Raw genomic sequence first — 16,176 nt, forward strand, 5'->3', positions numbered from 1 at the left:
CGCCACGGCGCCACTGCAAAGGAGCAACCCCCATGTCCGCAGACACGACGCAGCGCCTCATCAGCGCAGAGCTCGTCGGCCTCGACGAGGACCTCGGCGCGACGTCGTCCGACGTCATCCGCGTGCTCGCCGACCGCGTCGCCGCCACCGGCCGCGCGGCCGACGGCGCCACCCTGGCCGAGGACGCCATCAAGCGCGAGGCGAGCGTCGGCACCGGTGTGCCCGGCGGCATCGCGATCCCGCACGCCCGCTCGGCCTCGGTGTCGAGCCCGACCCTGGCGTTCTCGCGCCTGGCGCGGAAGGTGCCGTTCGGTGCCCCGGACGGCGACGCCGACGTCGTCTTCATGATCGCCGTGCCCGAGGGTGCCGACAAGGACCACCTCACGGTGCTGTCGACCCTGGCCCGGGCACTCATCCGCGACGACTTCACCGCCGCGCTCCGCGCCGCCTCGACCCCGCAGGAGGTCGTCGACCTGGTGCAGCGCGAGGTGGGCGGCGAGGTCGCCGCAGCCGGTGTCGGGACCGCGAGCAGTGCCTCCCGTCCGACCACGACGGCCGGCGCGACCGGTGCTGCCGCCGCGACCGCTGCCGGAGCCGGTGCCGCCCCCGGCAGCGCCGGTGCACGCAAGGTCATCGTCGGCGTCACCGCCTGCCCGACCGGCATCGCACACACCTACATGGCCGCCGACGCCCTCGTCGCCGCCGCTGAGCGCGCCGGTGCCGAGATGCACGTCGAGACGCAGGGCTCCTCGCAGGTCGAGCCGCTCGACCCCGCCCTGATCGCCCGAGCCGACGCCGTCGTCTTCGCCGTCGACGTGGACGTCCGCGACCGCGGCCGCTTCGCCGGCAAGCCGCTGGTCTCCGGCCCGGTCAAGCGCGGCGTCGACGAGCCCGACGCGATGATCGCCGAGGCGATCCGCGCCGCCGACGACCCGCACGCCGCACGCGTGCAGGGCGGCGCGGCCAGTGCGTCCGAGACGACGAAGCCCGACGAGCACTTCGGCCAGGCGCTCAAGCGCTGGCTCCTCACCGGCGTCAGCTACATGATCCCGTTCGTCGCGGGCGGCGGTCTCCTCATCGCCCTCGGCTTCCTGCTCTCCGGCTACGCCATCGCGCTCCCGCACGGCGACTCCGGGCAGAACAACGCCGTGTACACGCTGACGAACTACACGCTGCTCAACCTGCCGCCGGAGGGCCTCGGCTACTACCTCGGTGCCGCCGCGTTCCAGATCGGCGGGGTGTCCCTCGGGTTCCTCGTCGCAGCCCTCGCCGGGTACATCGCCTACGCGATCGCCGACCGTCCGGGCATCGCACCGGGCTTCGTCGCCGGGTCGATCGCCGTCTTCATGAACGCCGGCTTCCTCGGCGGGCTCGTCGGTGGTCTCATCGCCGGTGCCGCCGCGTACTGGATCGGCCGCATCCCGACCTGGCGCTGGCTCCGCGGCCTCATGCCGGTCGTGATCATCCCGCTCTTCGCGTCGATCATCGCCTCGGGCCTCATGCTCCTCGTGCTCGGCGGTCCGATCGCCTGGCTCATGACGCAGCTCACCAACTGGCTGAACTCGCTCAACGGCGCCTCGGCGATCCTGCTCGGTGTCATCCTCGGCCTGATGATGGCGTTCGACCTCGGTGGCCCGGTCAACAAGGTCGCGTACTCGTTCGCCGTCGCCGGGCTCGGTGCCGGCACCGCGACGAACGTCGTGCCGTTCGAGATCATGGCCGCCGTGATGGCCGCCGGCATGGTCCCGCCGCTCGCCCTGGCGCTCGCGTCGACGGTCCTCTACCGCAAGGGCTTCACGAAGCCGGAGCGCGAGAACGGCAAGGCCGCCTGGCTGCTCGGTGCGTCGTTCATCTCCGAGGGCGCGATCCCGTTCGCGGCAGCCGACCCGCTGCGCGTCATCCCCGCCTCGATGGTCGGTGCTGCGGTCACGGGCGCGATCTCGATGGCGGCCGGTGTGACCTCGCGTGCACCGCACGGCGGCATCTTCGTCTTCTTCGCCATCGGGGACATCGTGATGTTCATCGTCGCGATCCTGGCCGGCACCGTCGTCTCGGCGCTGGTCCTGGTCGGCCTGAAGAAGTGGGTGCGCAAGTCGCCCGCCGCCGAGTCCGTCGCCGCCGAGCAGGCAGCGGTGGCCGGCGAGACGGTCGGCCAGCGCGCGCCGGCCGCCGTGTAGCGGTCGTCACCACACGACGGACGGGAGGCCCGGTGCCAGACGGCACCGGGCCTCCCGTCCGTCGGCGTGTCGGGCCGCGCCGCGCCGGGGCCGTGGCCGGGATGTCGCGTCGTGAGACGCCGCAGGATGTGGGGGGCGTCTCGGCCGGGTCGAGGCGTCCGGGGCCGACGCCGGCGTCTCGGCCCGACGCCGGCGTCTCAGAGCGGTGCGAGCATCCGGCGCGACGGGGCGTCTCGGCCCGACGCCGGCGTCTGGTGGAGGCGGGTGCACCGCGATCTGTCAGGACACTCAGGGACACTCGGGGGATGACGACCGCCCTCACGCCGCCGCCGATCCCGTCCCTGCCCGCGAGTGCGACCGCCTCCGCCGCGGGTTCCCGCCCGGAGGGCACCGAGGACCTCGGCGGCCTGTCGGGCTTCGTGCTGCAGCTCATCGACGCGCTGGGGGAGTGGGGCGTCGCACTGATGCTCTTCGTCGAGACGGTGTTCCCGCCGATCCCGTCCGAGGTCATCCTGCCGCTCGCGGGCTTCCTGGCCGGGGCCGGGCAGATGAACCTCGTGCTCGTGCTGGTGCTGGCGACGCTCGGGTCGTACCTCGGCGCGCTCGTGCTCTACTGGCTCGGCGCCGTCATCGGGTTCGAGCGGACCGTGCGGCTGCTGGGGCGGCTGCCGCTCGTCGACGAGGACGACTTCCGCAAGGCAGCCGCGTGGTTCCACCGGCACGGCAAGAGCGCGGTCTTCTTCGGCCGCTTCGTGCCGATCGTGCGCAGCCTGATCTCGCTGCCGGCCGGTGCGGACCGGATGCACCTGGTGCCGTTCTCGGTCTTCACGATCGTCGCGAGCGGCATCTGGAACAGCGCGCTCGTGCTGCTCGGTGCCGCGTTCGGCACGCAGTACGACAAGGTCGAGCAGTACACCGAGTGGATCGACCGGGTGCTCTACGTCGCGATCGCAGTCGTGGTCGTCACCTTCGTGGTCCGGCGCATCCGCCGTGTCCGCGCCGAGCGGTCGGAGCAGCGCGCGGTGGCGCAGGACACGGAGTCGACCGGTGCCGTCCGCGGACGCCGTCGTGCGACGTCCGCGAACGACTGACGGGTCACTTCTTCGTGAGGGCCGACTCCTTGTGGGCGGCCTTGTTGCCGGACTTCTCGGACTCGATGATCCAGTACGGGTCGTCGTCCGTCGGCTTGAAGTCCTGACCGTCGAACGTGAAGTCCTTCGTCTTCTTCTCGACGAGCTTGCCGGTCGTCTTGCCCTGCGAGGTGTTCCAGTGCACCTCGTCGCCCTTCGACAGTGCCACGATGTCCTCCTTGCGTAGTCAGTACGGTTGCGTGACCCCGGACGCTACCCCCGCAGATCCGCGGATCCACGGGCATCTGTCCCCCATCACGATGTCGTAACGCCCCTGCGGGATCGAGGTGGGACGCGTACCGTTGATCGTGAGTCAGTTCGCCGGCGTGTGCCGCGGTCCCCGACGGCTCCAGACGGAACGACGTGCAGCATGACCCTGGTCGACAGCGCACGAGCCGACACGGTCCTCTCCGGCCGCTACCGGCTCGTCCGGCTCATCGGTACCGGTGGCATGGGCTCCGTGTACGAGGCCCGCGACGAGCACACCTACCGGCTCGTCGCCGTGAAGCTGTTCGCGACGCCGGACGCGATGACGACCGCCGACCGCGTCCGCCAGGAGCGCGAGATCCGCCTGCTCAGCATGCTCTCGCACCCGGGACTCGTGCCGCTCTACGACGCCGGGACCCACGAGTTCGAGGACGGCCCGCACCGCTTCATCGTGATGGAGCTCATCGCCGACACGACGCTGCTCCGGCGGCTCGCGGGCGGGGCGCTGCACAACTACGAGGTCGCCGACCTCGGCGCACAGCTCGCCGACGCCCTGGCGTACGTGCACTCACGTGGCATCGTGCACCGCGACGTCAAGCCCGCGAACATCCTGATCAACGACGAGGGTGCATCGGGCTTCGCCCGCTCGGTCAAGCTCACCGACTTCGGCGTCGCGCACTTCGTCGACGGCTCCCGCCTGACGAACGACGGCACGATCATCGGCACCGCGGCCTACCTCAGCCCCGAGCAGGTCGCGGGTGAGGCGATCGGCTTCGCCACCGACGTGTACTCGCTCGGCCTGGTGCTGCTCGAGTCGCTCACCGGCAAGCAGGAGTACTCCGGCACCCTGATCGAGGCGGCCCTCGCACGGCTCCGGAACGACCCTCAGGTCCCCGCGGAGGTCGGTGCCGAGTGGAGGGACCTGCTCGCCAAGATGACGCACCGCGACCCGGCGAAGCGTCCGACGGCCGTCGCGGTCGCGAACGCGCTGCGCGGTGGGTCGACGCAGATCACCGGTCCGGTCCCGCTCGGGCCGGAGCGCACGAAGCACAAGCGCGACCACAAGCTGCACCGTGCGGCGCACAAGCACGCCAAGCGCGGGACCTTCACGGCGGTCCGTCGCTGGCAGCGTCGCAACGTGCTCGTCGGCTCGTTCGCCACGTTCGGTGTGCTCGCCGCGTGTGCCGCCGCGTACGTCGCGGGCACCCTGCACTGACCGGGCTCACGCGTCGCTGCAGCGCCGTCCGCCGGTGCGCGACACGGCGTCGCCGGACGACGGTCCCTGGCAGGATGGGGGCATGACCGACCAGCGATGGATCAAGATCTGCGGGCTCTCGACGCCGGAGACCGTGGACGCCGCCGTGGATGCCGGTGCCGACGCGGTCGGGTTCGTCTTCGCCGCCGGCAGCCCCCGCACGGTGACGGCGGACCTCGCGAAGGAGCTCGTCGAACGGGTGCCCGAGGGCATCGACGCCGTCGGGGTCTTCCGCGACCAGCAGATCGACGAGGTGGTCGGCATCGCCTCCGAGGTCGGGCTCACCACCCTGCAGCTGCACGGCCGCGAGTCCGTCAGTGACTTCGCCCGTGCCCGTGACGCCGGGTTCTTCACCATCCGCGCCGTCGCCGCCGCCGACTACCTGCGCGAGACCGCTGAACAGCGCGCCGCCTTCGACCACGACCTGCTGCTGCTCGACGCCGCGGTACCCGGCAGTGGCACCCTCGTCGACCCGGCGACGCTGGCCGGTCGGGTGGACGAGGCCTGGATCCTGGCCGGCGGTCTGACGCCCGCCAACGTCGTCGCCGCCGTGCAGGCGCTCGACCCGGACGGTGTCGACGTCTCCAGCGGTGTCGAGTCGGCGCGCGGCGTCAAGGACGCCGCGAAGATCCGCTCCTTCGTCGAGGCGGTCCGCAGCATCCCCTGACGGACGTGCCGTGACGGGCGCGACGTCACCACACGACGGACGGGAGGCCCGTGGCGGATCCGCCACGGGCCTTCCGTCCGTTCGTGGGCGCGTCAGCGCAGGGTGGGGATGAGCTCCGTGAGGAACGCGTCCGTGTCCTCCCAGCCCTCCACCGCGTGGCAGGGGACGCCGAGCGCCTTCACCGGGTAGTCGTTGCCCTCGGGGTCGAGGCGGTCGCCGACGAACAGCATGTCGTCGAGCGCGATGCCGGTCAGCTCGGCGAGGCGCCGCATGCCGTACGCCTTGTCGATGCCCTTCCGGGTGATGTCGACGCTCGTCGAGCCGCCGGAACGGACCTCGAGGTCGGGCAGCTCCGCCTGCACCCGGCGGCGCAGGTCGTCCTTCTTCTCACCGGTCGGGTCCCAGCGCTTCTTGACGTCCACCGGGGCGGACTGGCCGAGGGCCGAGAACGTGATCTGCGACCCGCGGTCCTCGAGGATCTCGCCCCAGGTCTCCGACTCCCAGTAGCCGGCGGCCTTCGCCTGCGCCTCGACCGCCGCGAGGGCGCGGGCCTTCTCGTCGTCGGTCAGGTCCTCGGCGTACTGCAGGGCCCAGTCAGACCCCGACCAGCGGTAGTACGCCGTGCCGCAGGTCGGCAGCAGGTGCAGGTCGTCGAGGACGAGGCCCTCGCGCTCGCGGAGCGGGAGCACGAGCTGCTGCTCGAACTGCTGGAAGTTGCCGCCCGAGATGACCGCGACGGGCACGGTGGCGAGCAGGGACGCGAACGTCTCGAGCATGCGCGGGTCGAGCGGGGACTTCGACGGCGCGAGGGTGTCGTCGAGGTCGAAGGCGACGAGGCGGGGCGTGGTCATGCCCCCGATTCTGTCAGCTGGGACCTGCGTCAGGCGCGGTGGGCGGCGGGGACGCGGTCGCGGGCGTACGTGATGTCGGTGTAGCCGTGCGGCGCGGGGTTGCCGTCCTCGTCGAGGTTCACGAAGACGACCTCGTCGATGGTCAGGATGCTGCGGTGGGTGAAGAGGTTGCGGGCCTCTGCGCGCATCGTGAGCGAGGTCCGGCCGAACCGGGTCGCGACCAGGCCGATCTCGACGATGTCGCCCTCGCGCGCGGAGGACACGAAGACGATCTCGGACATGTACTTGGTGACGACCTTGCCGTTGCCGAGCTGGATGATCGCGTAGACGGCTGCTTCTTCGTCGATCCAACGGAGCAGGCTGCCGCCGAACAGCGTGCCGTTCGCGTTGAGGTCCTCGGGGCGGACCCACTTGCGCGTGTAGAAGTTCATCTCGGGCGTCGCGACGTCGAGGTGCGGCTGGTCCGGGTGCTGCTGGTCAGGGTGGGGCTGGTCTGGCTGGTGCTGCTGGTGCTGATCCATGTCCGTACATGCTACGACGGCCGGGCCCGTGGGGGTCCGGCCGTCGTGTGCTTGCGCGGGTGTCGGCTACTCCTTGACGAGGACGACCTCGTCGAGGGGCAGGCGGGTGCGCGGGGCGACCTCGCGCTCGGCGGCCTTCTCGTCGAGCTGCGACGGGTCCGCGACCGTGCCGATCGCGGTCACGGTGTACGGCACGAAGCGCTCGGGCAGGTCGAACGCCGCGCGCAGGCCGTCGGCGTCGATCCCGGCCATCTGGTGCACGTGGAGGCCCTCGGCGTGCGCCTGGACGGTCAGCGCGGTGAGGGACTGACCGAGGTCGTACTGCGCGAACGGGCGCGCCTCGCCGTCCTCGGTCGTGGTCTCGAGGATCCCGACCACCAGGGCGCTGGCGCGGAAGGCCCAGGCGGCGTTGAAGCCGAGCAGGTTGTCGTTGATCTTCGCGAAGGTGTCGGTGCCCCGGCGGCCGGCGACGAAGCGGCGCGGCTGGTGGTTCATCGCCGACGAGGCCCAACGAGCGGCCTCGAGGACGGCGTCGAGCTGGGCGTCGGTCATGGTCGCGGTGTCGTCGTAGGAGCGCGGGCTCCAGCGCTCCTCGAGCAGCGGCACGAGCGGCTGGCTGGAGTCGGTCGAACGGGTGAGCGTGTCGGGCGTCGAGGTCATGGTGGCTGCAACGGTAGTCGATGCGTACGCATTTCCCGGCTGAGTAACGTCACATGCGGGCGTCCTGCTCGTGCTGCTCGTGCTGCTCGTGCTGCTCGTGCTGCTCGGCTGCTCGGCTGCTCGGCTGCACGTGTTGCCGTGCTGGTCGCCGTGCTGGGCTCCGGGCTGCGAGGATGGTCGTGATGGGTGGCGTGTTGACGGGGTTCGCGATCATCGGCGCGATCATCGCCGCCGGGTACGTGGTCGGTCGCGTCCGCCTGCTCGGCCCGCACGCGCAGTTCGTGATGAGCCGGCTCGCGTTCTTCGTGCTCATGCCGTGCCTGCTCTTCCACACCATCGCCACGGCGCACATCGAGACGCTGCTGTCCCCGATGCTCTGGGTGTCGCTCGTCAGCGCCGTCACGGTCGCACTCGTCGCCGTCGTGCTGTTCCGCCTGGTGCTCCGGCGGTCGGTCGCGACGACCACGGTCGGGGCACTGGCCTCCGGCTACGTCAACGCGAACAACATCGGCCTGCCGGTCGCGGTCTACGTCCTCGGCCAGGCCACCGCGGTCGTACCGGTCATCCTGCTGCAGCTCGTGGTCCTCGCCCCGCTCGCCCTGACCGTCCTCGACGCGGCCACCGCCGGGGGAGGTGGGTGGCGCTCCCGTGTCGCCGGACCCTTCCGGAACCCGATCATCATCGCCTCGCTCGCCGGGCTCGTGTGCTCCGCGCTGCGGCTCGAGATCCCGGCGCCCGTGCTCGAACCGTTCTCGCTCGTCGGTGCCGCGGCGGTGCCGGTCGTGCTGCTGTCCTTCGGCATGAGCCTGCACGGGGCGACACCGCTGCGCGACCGCGCGACGCGGCCGGACGTGCTCGTCGCCTCGGCGCTGAAGCTGCTCGTGATGCCCGCCGTGGCGTTCGTCGTCGCGCGCTTCGTCTTCGGGCTCGGCGACCAGGACGTCTTCGTCCTCACCACCCTCGGTGCGCTGCCGGCGGCGCAGAACGTGTTCAACTACGCGCAGCGCTACCAGGCCGCCGTCCCGGTCGCGCGCGACGTCGTGCTGGTCTCGACGATCGGCGCCGTGCCCGTCTTGGTCGTCATCGCCGCGCTCCTGCACCCGTAGCGCCGCCGGAAGCGGCGGTCGACGCCGGGGCTGCCGAGCGGGCCGCCCGCCGGCGCTGCCGAGCGGGCCAGATCTGTCACGCTCGACGGCTCCGGGCGACCGATCGCGCCCGGCCGATGACCGACGCGCGGCATGTCGTGCCCGTTCGGGGCGGCGGCGTCAGAAGATCATCGGGCGGTCGTCGTCGAGCGAGGTCTCCAGGTCGAGGTCGACCGACACGGGGACGTGGTCGCTCGGGGCGTCGCCCTTCCGCTCGTCGCGGTGGATCGTCGCGCCGACGGTGACGTCTGCGAACGCCTGCGAGCCGAGGACGAAGTCGATGCGCATGCCCTCGTTGCGGGGGAAGCGGAGCGACTTGTAGTCCCAGTACGTGTAGCCCTCGGGCACCAGGGGACGGACGACGTCCTGCAGTCCGCGTGCCTCGAACTCCCGGAACGCCGCGCGCTCCGGCTCGCTGACGTGCGTGGCACCCTCGAACACCCGGACGTCCCACACGTCCTGGTCGAGCGGTGCGACGTTCCAGTCACCCATCAGCGCGAGCGGGGTGTCCGGCTCGGCGTCGAGCCACTCGGCCGTGCGGTCGGCCAGCTGCGCGAGCCAGTCGAGCTTGTACGTGTAGTGCGGGTCGCCGAGCTCGCGGCCGTTCGGGACGTAGAGGCTCCAGAGCCGGACACCGTCGACCGTGACGCCCATCGCCCGCGCCTCGACCGGCAGGTCGGGGCCCTCGTGCCCCTTGAGGAACCCGGGCTGGCCCGGGAAGTCGCGGGTGACGTCCTCCATCGGCAGGCGACTGGCGAAGGCGACGCCGTTCCACTGGTTCAGGCCGTGCGCCTCGACCTGGTAGCCGGCCGCCTCGAACGCCTCGACCGGGAACTGCTCCGGCTTGCACTTGATCTCCTGCATGCCGAGGACGTCGACGTCCTCGCGCACCAGCCAGTCCACGATCCGGCCCACTCGGGTGCGGACGGAGTTCACGTTCCAGGTCGCCACGCGCATGGGATCGAACCTACCGGTGGCGGCTGGCACGCTGCTCGCGCGACGGCGCCGGCGCCGGCGCCGCGCCCAGCCGAGCTGTGCCGAGCGGAGCCGAGCCGAGCCGAGCTGTGCCGAGCGGAGCCGTGCCGTGCCGAGGATGCGACATCGCACGCGTCGATCGACGCGTGCGACGTCGGAAGCGCTGTGCGACGTCTGGAGTGCTGTGCGATGTCGACCCGCGAGGCGGACCGTGCGCAGCCCGCCGCCTGTCGCGTGCGCCGTCCGCCGCCAGCGCTCCGGACTAGAAGCGGACGCCTCGTGCCGCCATGAACGGCGCCGGGTCGGTCGTCGCGCCGTTGATGTGGACCTCGTAGTGCAGGTGGCACCCGGTCGAGTTTCCCGTCGAGCCGACCAGGGCGATGAGCTGCCCGGCCGAGACCCGCTGGCCCTTGGTGACGCGGAAGCCGCCGTTCACGATGTGCCCGTACGCCGTCGCGACACCGCCGCCGTGGTTGATCCGGACGTAGTTGCCGTACCCGCCGTACCAGCCGACGTACTCGACCGTGCCCGCCGAGGCCGCGACGATCGCCGTCGAGCAGCCGCTCGTCAGGTCGAGGCCGTCGTGCTTCGTGACACGACCGGTGATCGGGTGCACGCGGTACCCGTACGGGCTGATGACGTAACCGCCGCCGGGGCGCACCCAGCCGGTGCCGGAGCCGGAACCGACCCCGCCGCCACCGCCGCCGCCAGCTGCCGGAGCAGGCGCACCGCCGCCACCACCACCGCTGCCCGCAGCTGCGGCGGCCGCGGCCTGCCGCTGGATCTCGCGCTGCCGTGCCGCCTCGGCCTCCTGCCGGGCCTTCTCCTCCTCCGCCTTGCGGACCTTCTCACCCTCGGCGAACTCGGCCTCGGTGCGGACACGGCCCGAGGTCAGCGTCGCGAGCTGGGCGTCGAGCCGCGCCTTGTTCTCCTGCTGCTCGTCGTACGCGGCCTGGACCTTGTCGGCGGCGGCTTGTGCTGCCTGCATCGTCCGCTCGGCCTCGGCAGCGCGCTCCTCGAGCGCCTTCGACGCGCGGTCGGCCTGCGCGGTGAGCGACCGGGCGACCGAGGCGTCGGCGCTCGCCGCAGCCTCGACCCGTTCGGCCTGCTCGGACAGCTTGCTCAGCGCACCGAGGTCGTACAGCAGGTCGCGGGCTCCCTCGCCCTCGGCCAGCACCGACGCCGTGACGTCCGCACCGCCGTGACGCGCCATCTGCGCCGCGAACTGCCCCGCCTGCGAGGCGCTCTGCTCGGCGATCTGGGCGTGCTCGTCGGCTTCGGCACGGAGCTTCTGCTCGGTCTCCGCCGCGTCCTGCGCCTTGCCCTGCGCCGCGAAGAACTCGTCACCGAGGCGCTTCGCCTCGGCCTCGGCAGCCTGGACCTGGTCCGACAGCCCGGAGATGATGCCGCGGATCTGCGTGATCTGCTCCTGCTTCGCGGACTCCTGGCCCCGGGCCGCGAGCACCTCGTCCCACGAGGGGTACTTCGCAGCGCTCGCGCTCGGCGCGTCGACGAGCACCGTCGCGAGCAGGCCGGCGAGGGCCAGGCCGGTGGCGGCGATGCGGAGACGGAGGGCAGGACGCGGGAGGCGGTGGCTGGTGGAGCGAGTCACGGGGTCGAGCCTATACATCCGTACAGCCGACGCGACACGCCGCCGCGCCGCCTGTGGAGAACTCCCGACGGCATCGCGTCCCCCGCGACACCGCCGCAGGAGCCCGGAACCTCGTGTCCGTGCCGGCAGCGCTCCCGCGAGCGGCGACCGCACCGGCGGCGCTCCCGCGAGCGGCGACCGCACCGGCGGCGCCCCGGTGAACCGCGACCGACCCTCAGAAGCCCCGCTCACGGCGGATCGCGTCCGCGCTGCCCACCACGTCGCGCTGCAGGACGGACGCGCCGACGGTGCCCGCGTAGTCGTAGACGTCGAAGCCGGTGCAGTGCGTGATGCTGGCCGGGGCGCCGAGGGAGTCCTCGACCGCGGTGGTCCAGACGTCGTTCGCGCCGATGACCACGAACGTCGGTTCCGCGTCGCGGTAGGCACCGAGGTCGACGAGCCACGGGTAGGTCTGGAAGTCGTCCCGGACCTGCAGGAGCTCGACGTCGTCCGACGCGTACGCCGCCAGGGGCCGGACCGTCCAGAACTGCCCGACGCCGGTGACCTGCCGCCCGTCCGCCCAGCGGTCCAGGCACGACGACGGCGCGTACCGGGCCGCCGCGACCGCACCGACCGTGCCCGGGGCCACGGTCACGCCGCCGACCAGGACCACCGCTGCCGCGACCGCCACCGCGAGCTGCACGCCGCGCCGCGGGCGGTGCACCCGGGTCCGGCGGACGGCGGAGCGCACGAGCTCCGCGACGGCGACGAGCGCCAGGAGCGGCACCGTCACGATCGGCTCGAGGTACCGCGGCGTCTGCGACCCGGCGACCACGACCCCGACGGACACCGCCACCACCGTCACCAGCGGGAGCACCGTCGCGACGAGCACGGTCCGCGCGGTCCGGACCCGCCAGGCCCACACGGTCCCGCCGACCGCGAGCACCACGCCGGCGAAGAGCAGCAGCAGCTCGGCGTCGCCGCGGGCCGATCCCGCGCGGTCGTCGGTCAGGGCCGCGAAGAACGCCAGCGTCCGACCGGCCTGCTCCGGGTGCACGTACGTCGACGGGTCGAGCGACACGAACGGCGCGAGCGGGATCCGGAGCAGGTACCCGACGACCGATCCCGCGACGAGGACGCCCGACATCCACACCGTCGGTCGCCACGGGATGCGGCGGGCGACCGAGAGCAGCACGAGGGTCACGACGACCGGCCCCGCCGACCACGGCACGTAGAGCGGGTTCGAGGCCGTGGTGCACGCCGCGACGAGCCCCGTCACGACGAGGACGGTCACCGAGGCCCGACCGGTCCGCACCGCACGGAGCACCAGGACCGCGGTCCCGAGCATCGCGAGCAGTGCGCCGTAGTAGTACGTCGTCGTCAGCAGCAGGGAACCGAGCTCCAGCGACGTCGCCGTCGCCGTGTACTCCGTCAACACGATCGCGGTCACGAAGCCGAGCGCCAGCGCGGACACCGTGATCCGTGCGGACCGGCGTGCGGCGGGCATGAGCTCGTTCGCCGCCGCCCGCACCAGCGCGTACACGGCGAGCAGGACGAGCACGCCGTTGAGCGCCAGGGCCTGCTGCGGGGTCGCCGTGACGAGGGAGCAGAGCAGGTAGACGGGCAGCTCCGGGAAGAAGAACAGTGCCGGCGACATCGCCCACTCGAACGGCTGCCCGAGGCGGAGTGAGCGCTCGACGAGCGGCAGCAGGACGGAGTCGCCGTCGTACCAGAGCAGGGCGACGCGGTCGGTCGCCATGACGTGGCCGAGGGCGATGACGGACAGGGCGAGCGCGACGGCGGCGCCCAGTGCCTCCCGGCCGACGGCTGCCCACCGGCGGCGCGACGGCGGACCGGGGGAGGCGATCGCGACCGGCTCCGGTGCCGCGGCGCGGCCGGAGGGGCCGGGCGCGACGGGGGACATGAGCGGAGCGTACCGAGCGAGCCGTGACGCCGCCTGGCGATGGCGTTCCGGGGCCGAGCGACTACCCTTGTGGGCTGTGACCGACACGCGCGACCAGCTGATCCAGCACATCTCCGCAGACGCGGTGTTCCACGGCGACTTCACGCTCACCAGCGGCAAGCAGGCGTCGTACTACATCGACCTGCGCAAGGTGAGCCTCGACCACCGGGTCGCTCCGCTGATCGGGCAGGTCATGACGGACCTGCTGCAGCAGGTGCCCGACGTCGACGCTGTGGGAGGCCTCACGATGGGCGCCGACCCGATCGCCAGCGCCGTGCTGCACCAGGCCGCGGCGCGCGGGCTCGCCTACGACGCGTTCGTCGTGCGCAAGGAGCCCAAGGACCACGGCCGGGGCCGTCAGGTCGAGGGACCCGACGTCCGCGGCAAGCGCGTCGTCGTGCTCGAGGACACCTCCACCACGGGCGGCTCGCCGCTCAAGGCCGCCGAGGCGCTCGAGCGCGAGGGCGCGATCATCGCCGCCGTGGCCGTCGTCGTCGACCGCGACACCGGCGCGAAGGAGCGCATCGAAGCGGCCGGCTACCCCTACTTCGCGGCGATCGGGCTGGCCGACCTGGGGCTGAGCGCGTGACCGGGGAGCGTCCGGACGACGCGCGCGATCCCGACGGTACGTCCGGCCCGACAGACGGGGCGGACGACCGGGAGGCTCAGCGCGCGTCCGCCACGGACGCTCCGTTCCGCGGTCTCCGCAGTGCCGCCGACATCTTCGGTGCGCCGCGTGCGGCCGACGAGTGGCCGTCGCGCCGCGAACGGCGCGAGGCCGAGCGGGCCGCGCGCGAGACCGGTGCGCCGCTGCCCGAGCCGTTCGAGCCGACGGCCGGTGCGTCGCTGCCCGAGTCGTCCGAGCCGACGGCCGGTGCGCCGTCGCAGCCGGCGGGCGTGGTCCGGTCGGAGCCGGACGAGGACGCCGGAGCGACGCAGGCGATCCGGATGGACGAGGAGCTCCGCGAGCCGTCGGAGAACCCACAGGCGACGGTCGAGCACGAGCGCGCGACGCTGGGCGAGCGGATCCCGCCGGCGGCGCCGGTGCCGCCGGCGAGCACCGTCGCGCACCCGTCCGCGATCTCGCTGCCTTCGGCGGTGCAGCACCGTGACGAGCGTGCGGCCGGGAACCGGGCCGTCGACGAGGAACGTCGGCGCGCGGACCCGTTCGGCCAGGGGCGCAGCGACGTCGACTGGCTCGGTCGCGCCACCGGCTCGCAGCCTCCGGCTCCCGCGCCGACGCCGACCGGTCCCGTCGCGCAGCCCCTCGGGGTCGGGAACGTCCTGCCGCCGACACCGGCCGCGCCGACGAACGAGCCGCCGAGCTTCACCGAGCTGCTGCGCCTGCAGGGAGCGGAGGACGCCGCGTCGACCGGTGCGACCGAGCGTCCGTTCGACTGGGCGATCCGGGACGACGAGACCGGCGAGGTCCCGACGACGCTGACGACCGACCGGTTCGACACGACGGCGTTCGGCGCCGGGTCGTGGTCGCTCGCGGACGAGGCGGACGACGACGTCGTGTCGGGCGAGGTCGACACCCCGGCCGGCGGACTGCCGAGCGGGCTGCTCGCGGCGCCGGTGCCCACGTCCGGGCCGGTGCCCGCGTCCGAGCCGGTGCCGGCTCCGGGCCAGGACCCGGCTCCCGCTGGTGGCGCGGCTGCGGTCGAGGCCTCGGAGGAAGACGACGACGTCGACGGTGACGCGCGGACGACGGCGCTGCCGGCCGTCCCGGTCGGGCAGCGCGACCACGAGGCCGAGCGGCGCGACGACGACGACGGTCGGGAGGACGACGACGCCGCCCGCACGACGGCGCTGCCCACCGCGCCCGACGACGACCGTCACGACGAGCAGGGCGGCGCCGACCCGGGCCTCCCGGCGCCGGTCGCCGCGACCGCCACCCCGTGGTGGGCGGAACCCGACGCCACGGTGCCCCCGACGGCCGCCCCGCCGCTGGTCGAACCGGCATCGTCGGACACCGCTGCGGCGTACCCGGCGCACCTGCCGCCGTCGGTGGGCCAGGACCTCCGTGGGCTGACCGGCGCCGACGACGACCAGCGCCACGATGCGCACGGTGACGGCCGCGACGGCCGCGACGACCGGCCGGTCGAGCGCCTGCGCGCCGCGGCTCCGGACGACCTCGACCAGGCCGAGTGGGACGGCCGCGAGACGAGCGACACGAGCGTCATCAAGGACCTGTTCGGCACCGAGGCCGTCGGACAGCTCGGCGACACCGGCTACGACCCCGAGGACTCGGGCACGCGCATGATGCCCGCGGTGGCAGCTCCCGCCGCCGCCCGGACCCCCGGTCGCGATGCGCCGTCCGGGGCCGCGTCCGCGGGTGCTCCGTCCGCCGGTGACGGCGGCGGCCGGGACAACTTCATCAACGAGGGCTTCGGCCGGCTCGCGGGCGAGGGGAAGCGCGGCAAGCAGCTGCTCGTCATCGGCGCCGTGGTGCTCATCGTGGTGCTGCTCGTGGCGGTCTTCGGGCTCACCCGCTGGATCCTCGGGAACTCGATCAGCGAGGAGAGCGCTCCCGCCGCCACGGCGACGTCCGCTGCGGCGTCGGCGGCCCCGTCGGATGAGCCCTCGGCGGAGCAGTCCACCGAAGCCGCCGCGGCACCCGCCCAGCCCCTGCAGTTCGCCACGACCCAGGCGGCACCGGGCGAGCACGCGTGGAACGAGCTCGCGGGTGGCGAGTGCCTGTCGCCGTTCACCGATGCGTGGGCGCAGTCCTACACCGTCGTCGCCTGCTCGACCGCGCACGCGGCCCAGCTGACCGCCCGGATCCAGGTCGAGGCAGGGGCGTGGCCCGGCCCGGAGGACCTCGCGGCGCAGGCGTCCCAGGTGTGCCAGACCTCGCAGGCGATCGACACGTCGGCGGCGGCGACGTACGGCGACGTCCAGGTGCAGGGGTCGTACGCGCCGGACCAGGAGACGTGGGACCGCGGCAACACCTTCATCTCGTGCTTCGCCACGCGGTCGTCCGGCCAGCCGCTGACGGGCTCGCTCGCCCCGGACGGCGACTGACCCGCCC

Annotated in this window: 15 protein-coding genes; 7 read left to right on the forward strand and 8 right to left on the reverse strand. The window is 73.0% G+C overall.

From position 1 onward, the window contains the following. The first annotated feature begins 32 nt into the window (after positions 1-32). Together LCG91_RS02425 and LCG91_RS02430 are read left to right on the forward strand one after the other, a co-directional pair. Positions 33-2,177, forward strand: coding sequence for a fructose-specific PTS transporter subunit EIIC (locus tag LCG91_RS02425; protein WP_224442362.1), 2,145 nt, complete (start codon positions 33-35; stop codon positions 2,175-2,177). Positions 2,178-2,482: 305 nt separating this feature from the next. After that, positions 2,483-3,268: a DedA family protein gene (locus tag LCG91_RS02430; protein WP_224442363.1), complete on the forward strand. Its 786-nt coding sequence runs from the start codon at positions 2,483-2,485 to the stop codon at positions 3,266-3,268. Positions 3,269-3,272: 4 nt separating this feature from the next. Here the strand turns inward: LCG91_RS02430 and LCG91_RS02435 are convergent, their stop codons facing one another. Continuing rightward, positions 3,273-3,476: a DUF2945 domain-containing protein gene (locus tag LCG91_RS02435; protein WP_058729617.1), complete on the reverse strand. Its 204-nt coding sequence runs from the start codon at positions 3,474-3,476 to the stop codon at positions 3,273-3,275. Positions 3,477-3,677: 201 nt separating this feature from the next. Here LCG91_RS02435 and LCG91_RS02440 point away from each other — a divergent pair, with 201 nt between their 5' ends. Beyond that, the gene (locus LCG91_RS02440) at positions 3,678-4,730 is read left to right on the forward strand and encodes a serine/threonine-protein kinase (protein ID WP_224442364.1); all 1,053 of its coding nucleotides are present in this window, start codon (positions 3,678-3,680) and stop codon (positions 4,728-4,730) included. An 82-nt stretch (positions 4,731-4,812) separates the two neighbouring features. Beyond that, on the forward strand, positions 4,813-5,436 hold the full coding sequence (locus LCG91_RS02445; RefSeq protein ID WP_058729615.1) for a phosphoribosylanthranilate isomerase: 624 nt from the start codon (positions 4,813-4,815) through the stop codon (positions 5,434-5,436). 92 nt (positions 5,437-5,528) lie between these two features. Here LCG91_RS02445 and LCG91_RS02450 read toward each other — a convergent pair whose 3' ends face one another. The 4 genes from LCG91_RS02450 to LCG91_RS02465 all read right to left on the reverse strand — a co-directional run bounded on the left by LCG91_RS02450 (position 5,529) and on the right by LCG91_RS02465 (position 7,682). Next, a complete protein-coding gene (locus tag LCG91_RS02450) occupies positions 5,529-6,287 on the reverse strand; it encodes an HAD-IIB family hydrolase (RefSeq protein WP_058749960.1) in 759 nt (252 codons plus the stop codon). A gap of 29 nt (positions 6,288-6,316) precedes the next feature. Then, complete coding sequence (locus tag LCG91_RS02455) at positions 6,317-6,718, reverse strand: acyl-CoA thioesterase (RefSeq protein WP_058729640.1); 402 nt, start codon at positions 6,716-6,718, stop codon at positions 6,317-6,319. Between the two features lie 156 nt (positions 6,719-6,874). Beyond that, the gene (locus tag LCG91_RS02460; protein ID WP_058749961.1) at positions 6,875-7,468 is read right to left on the reverse strand and encodes a nitroreductase family protein; all 594 of its coding nucleotides are present in this window, start codon (positions 7,466-7,468) and stop codon (positions 6,875-6,877) included. A gap of 49 nt (positions 7,469-7,517) precedes the next feature. After that, positions 7,518-7,682: a hypothetical protein gene (locus LCG91_RS02465; RefSeq protein ID WP_224442365.1), complete on the reverse strand. Its 165-nt coding sequence runs from the start codon at positions 7,680-7,682 to the stop codon at positions 7,518-7,520. On the opposite strand from LCG91_RS02465, the gene LCG91_RS02470 reads away from it, so the two are divergent. Further along, a complete protein-coding gene (locus LCG91_RS02470) occupies positions 7,651-8,574 on the forward strand; it encodes an AEC family transporter (protein WP_058749962.1) in 924 nt (307 codons plus the stop codon). The two genes, LCG91_RS02465 and LCG91_RS02470, sit on opposite strands and share 32 nt — an antisense overlap. Before the next feature lie 159 nt (positions 8,575-8,733). Here LCG91_RS02470 and LCG91_RS02475 read toward each other — a convergent pair whose 3' ends face one another. The 3 genes from LCG91_RS02475 to LCG91_RS02485 all read right to left on the reverse strand — a co-directional run bounded on the left by LCG91_RS02475 (position 8,734) and on the right by LCG91_RS02485 (position 13,103). After that, positions 8,734-9,570, reverse strand: coding sequence for an exodeoxyribonuclease III (locus tag LCG91_RS02475; RefSeq protein ID WP_058729612.1), 837 nt, complete (start codon positions 9,568-9,570; stop codon positions 8,734-8,736). Between the two features lie 280 nt (positions 9,571-9,850). Then, a complete protein-coding gene (locus LCG91_RS02480; RefSeq protein WP_224442366.1) occupies positions 9,851-11,200 on the reverse strand; it encodes a M23 family metallopeptidase in 1,350 nt (449 codons plus the stop codon). Positions 11,201-11,414: 214 nt separating this feature from the next. After that, positions 11,415-13,103, reverse strand: a complete 1,689-nt coding sequence (locus LCG91_RS02485) for a hypothetical protein (protein ID WP_224442367.1) — start codon at positions 13,101-13,103, stop codon at positions 11,415-11,417. Positions 13,104-13,179: 76 nt separating this feature from the next. Here LCG91_RS02485 and pyrE point away from each other — a divergent pair, with 76 nt between their 5' ends. Both pyrE and LCG91_RS02495 read left to right on the forward strand, forming a co-directional pair. Then, entirely contained in the window at positions 13,180-13,731 is a 552-nt protein-coding gene (gene pyrE, locus LCG91_RS02490; RefSeq protein WP_058729844.1) for an orotate phosphoribosyltransferase, read from the forward strand. Further along, complete coding sequence (locus tag LCG91_RS02495; protein ID WP_224442368.1) at positions 13,728-16,169, forward strand: hypothetical protein; 2,442 nt, start codon at positions 13,728-13,730, stop codon at positions 16,167-16,169. Before pyrE ends, LCG91_RS02495 begins: the two co-directional genes overlap by 4 nt. The last annotated feature ends 7 nt before the right edge of the window (positions 16,170-16,176 follow it).

The organism is Curtobacterium sp. TXMA1 (assembly GCF_020162095.1).
In the GTDB taxonomy this organism is placed as follows: domain Bacteria; phylum Actinomycetota; class Actinomycetes; order Actinomycetales; family Microbacteriaceae; genus Curtobacterium.

What these genes read in the sequence shown, in the direction of transcription:
- LCG91_RS02425 (WP_224442362.1), top strand. Translation starts at nt 33, where the DNA reads ATGTCCGCAGACACGACGCAGCGCCTCATCAGCGCAGAGCTCGTCGGC.
- LCG91_RS02430 (WP_224442363.1), top strand. Translation starts at nt 2,483, where the DNA reads ATGACGACCGCCCTCACGCCGCCGCCGATCCCGTCCCTGCCCGCGAGT.
- LCG91_RS02440 (WP_224442364.1), top strand. Translation starts at nt 3,678, where the DNA reads ATGACCCTGGTCGACAGCGCACGAGCCGACACGGTCCTCTCCGGCCGC.
- LCG91_RS02445 (WP_058729615.1), top strand. Translation starts at nt 4,813, where the DNA reads ATGACCGACCAGCGATGGATCAAGATCTGCGGGCTCTCGACGCCGGAG.
- LCG91_RS02450 (WP_058749960.1), bottom strand. Translation starts at nt 6,287, where the DNA reads ATGACCACGCCCCGCCTCGTCGCCTTCGACCTCGACGACACCCTCGCG.
- LCG91_RS02455 (WP_058729640.1), bottom strand. Translation starts at nt 6,718, where the DNA reads ATGAACTTCTACACGCGCAAGTGGGTCCGCCCCGAGGACCTCAACGCG.
- LCG91_RS02460 (WP_058749961.1), bottom strand. Translation starts at nt 7,468, where the DNA reads ATGACCTCGACGCCCGACACGCTCACCCGTTCGACCGACTCCAGCCAG.
- LCG91_RS02470 (WP_058749962.1), top strand. Translation starts at nt 7,651, where the DNA reads ATGGGTGGCGTGTTGACGGGGTTCGCGATCATCGGCGCGATCATCGCC.
- LCG91_RS02465 (WP_224442365.1), bottom strand. Translation starts at nt 7,682, where the DNA reads ATGATCGCGAACCCCGTCAACACGCCACCCATCACGACCATCCTCGCA.
- LCG91_RS02475 (WP_058729612.1), bottom strand. Translation starts at nt 9,570, where the DNA reads ATGCGCGTGGCGACCTGGAACGTGAACTCCGTCCGCACCCGAGTGGGC.
- LCG91_RS02485 (WP_224442367.1), bottom strand. Translation starts at nt 13,103, where the DNA reads ATGTCCCCCGTCGCGCCCGGCCCCTCCGGCCGCGCCGCGGCACCGGAG.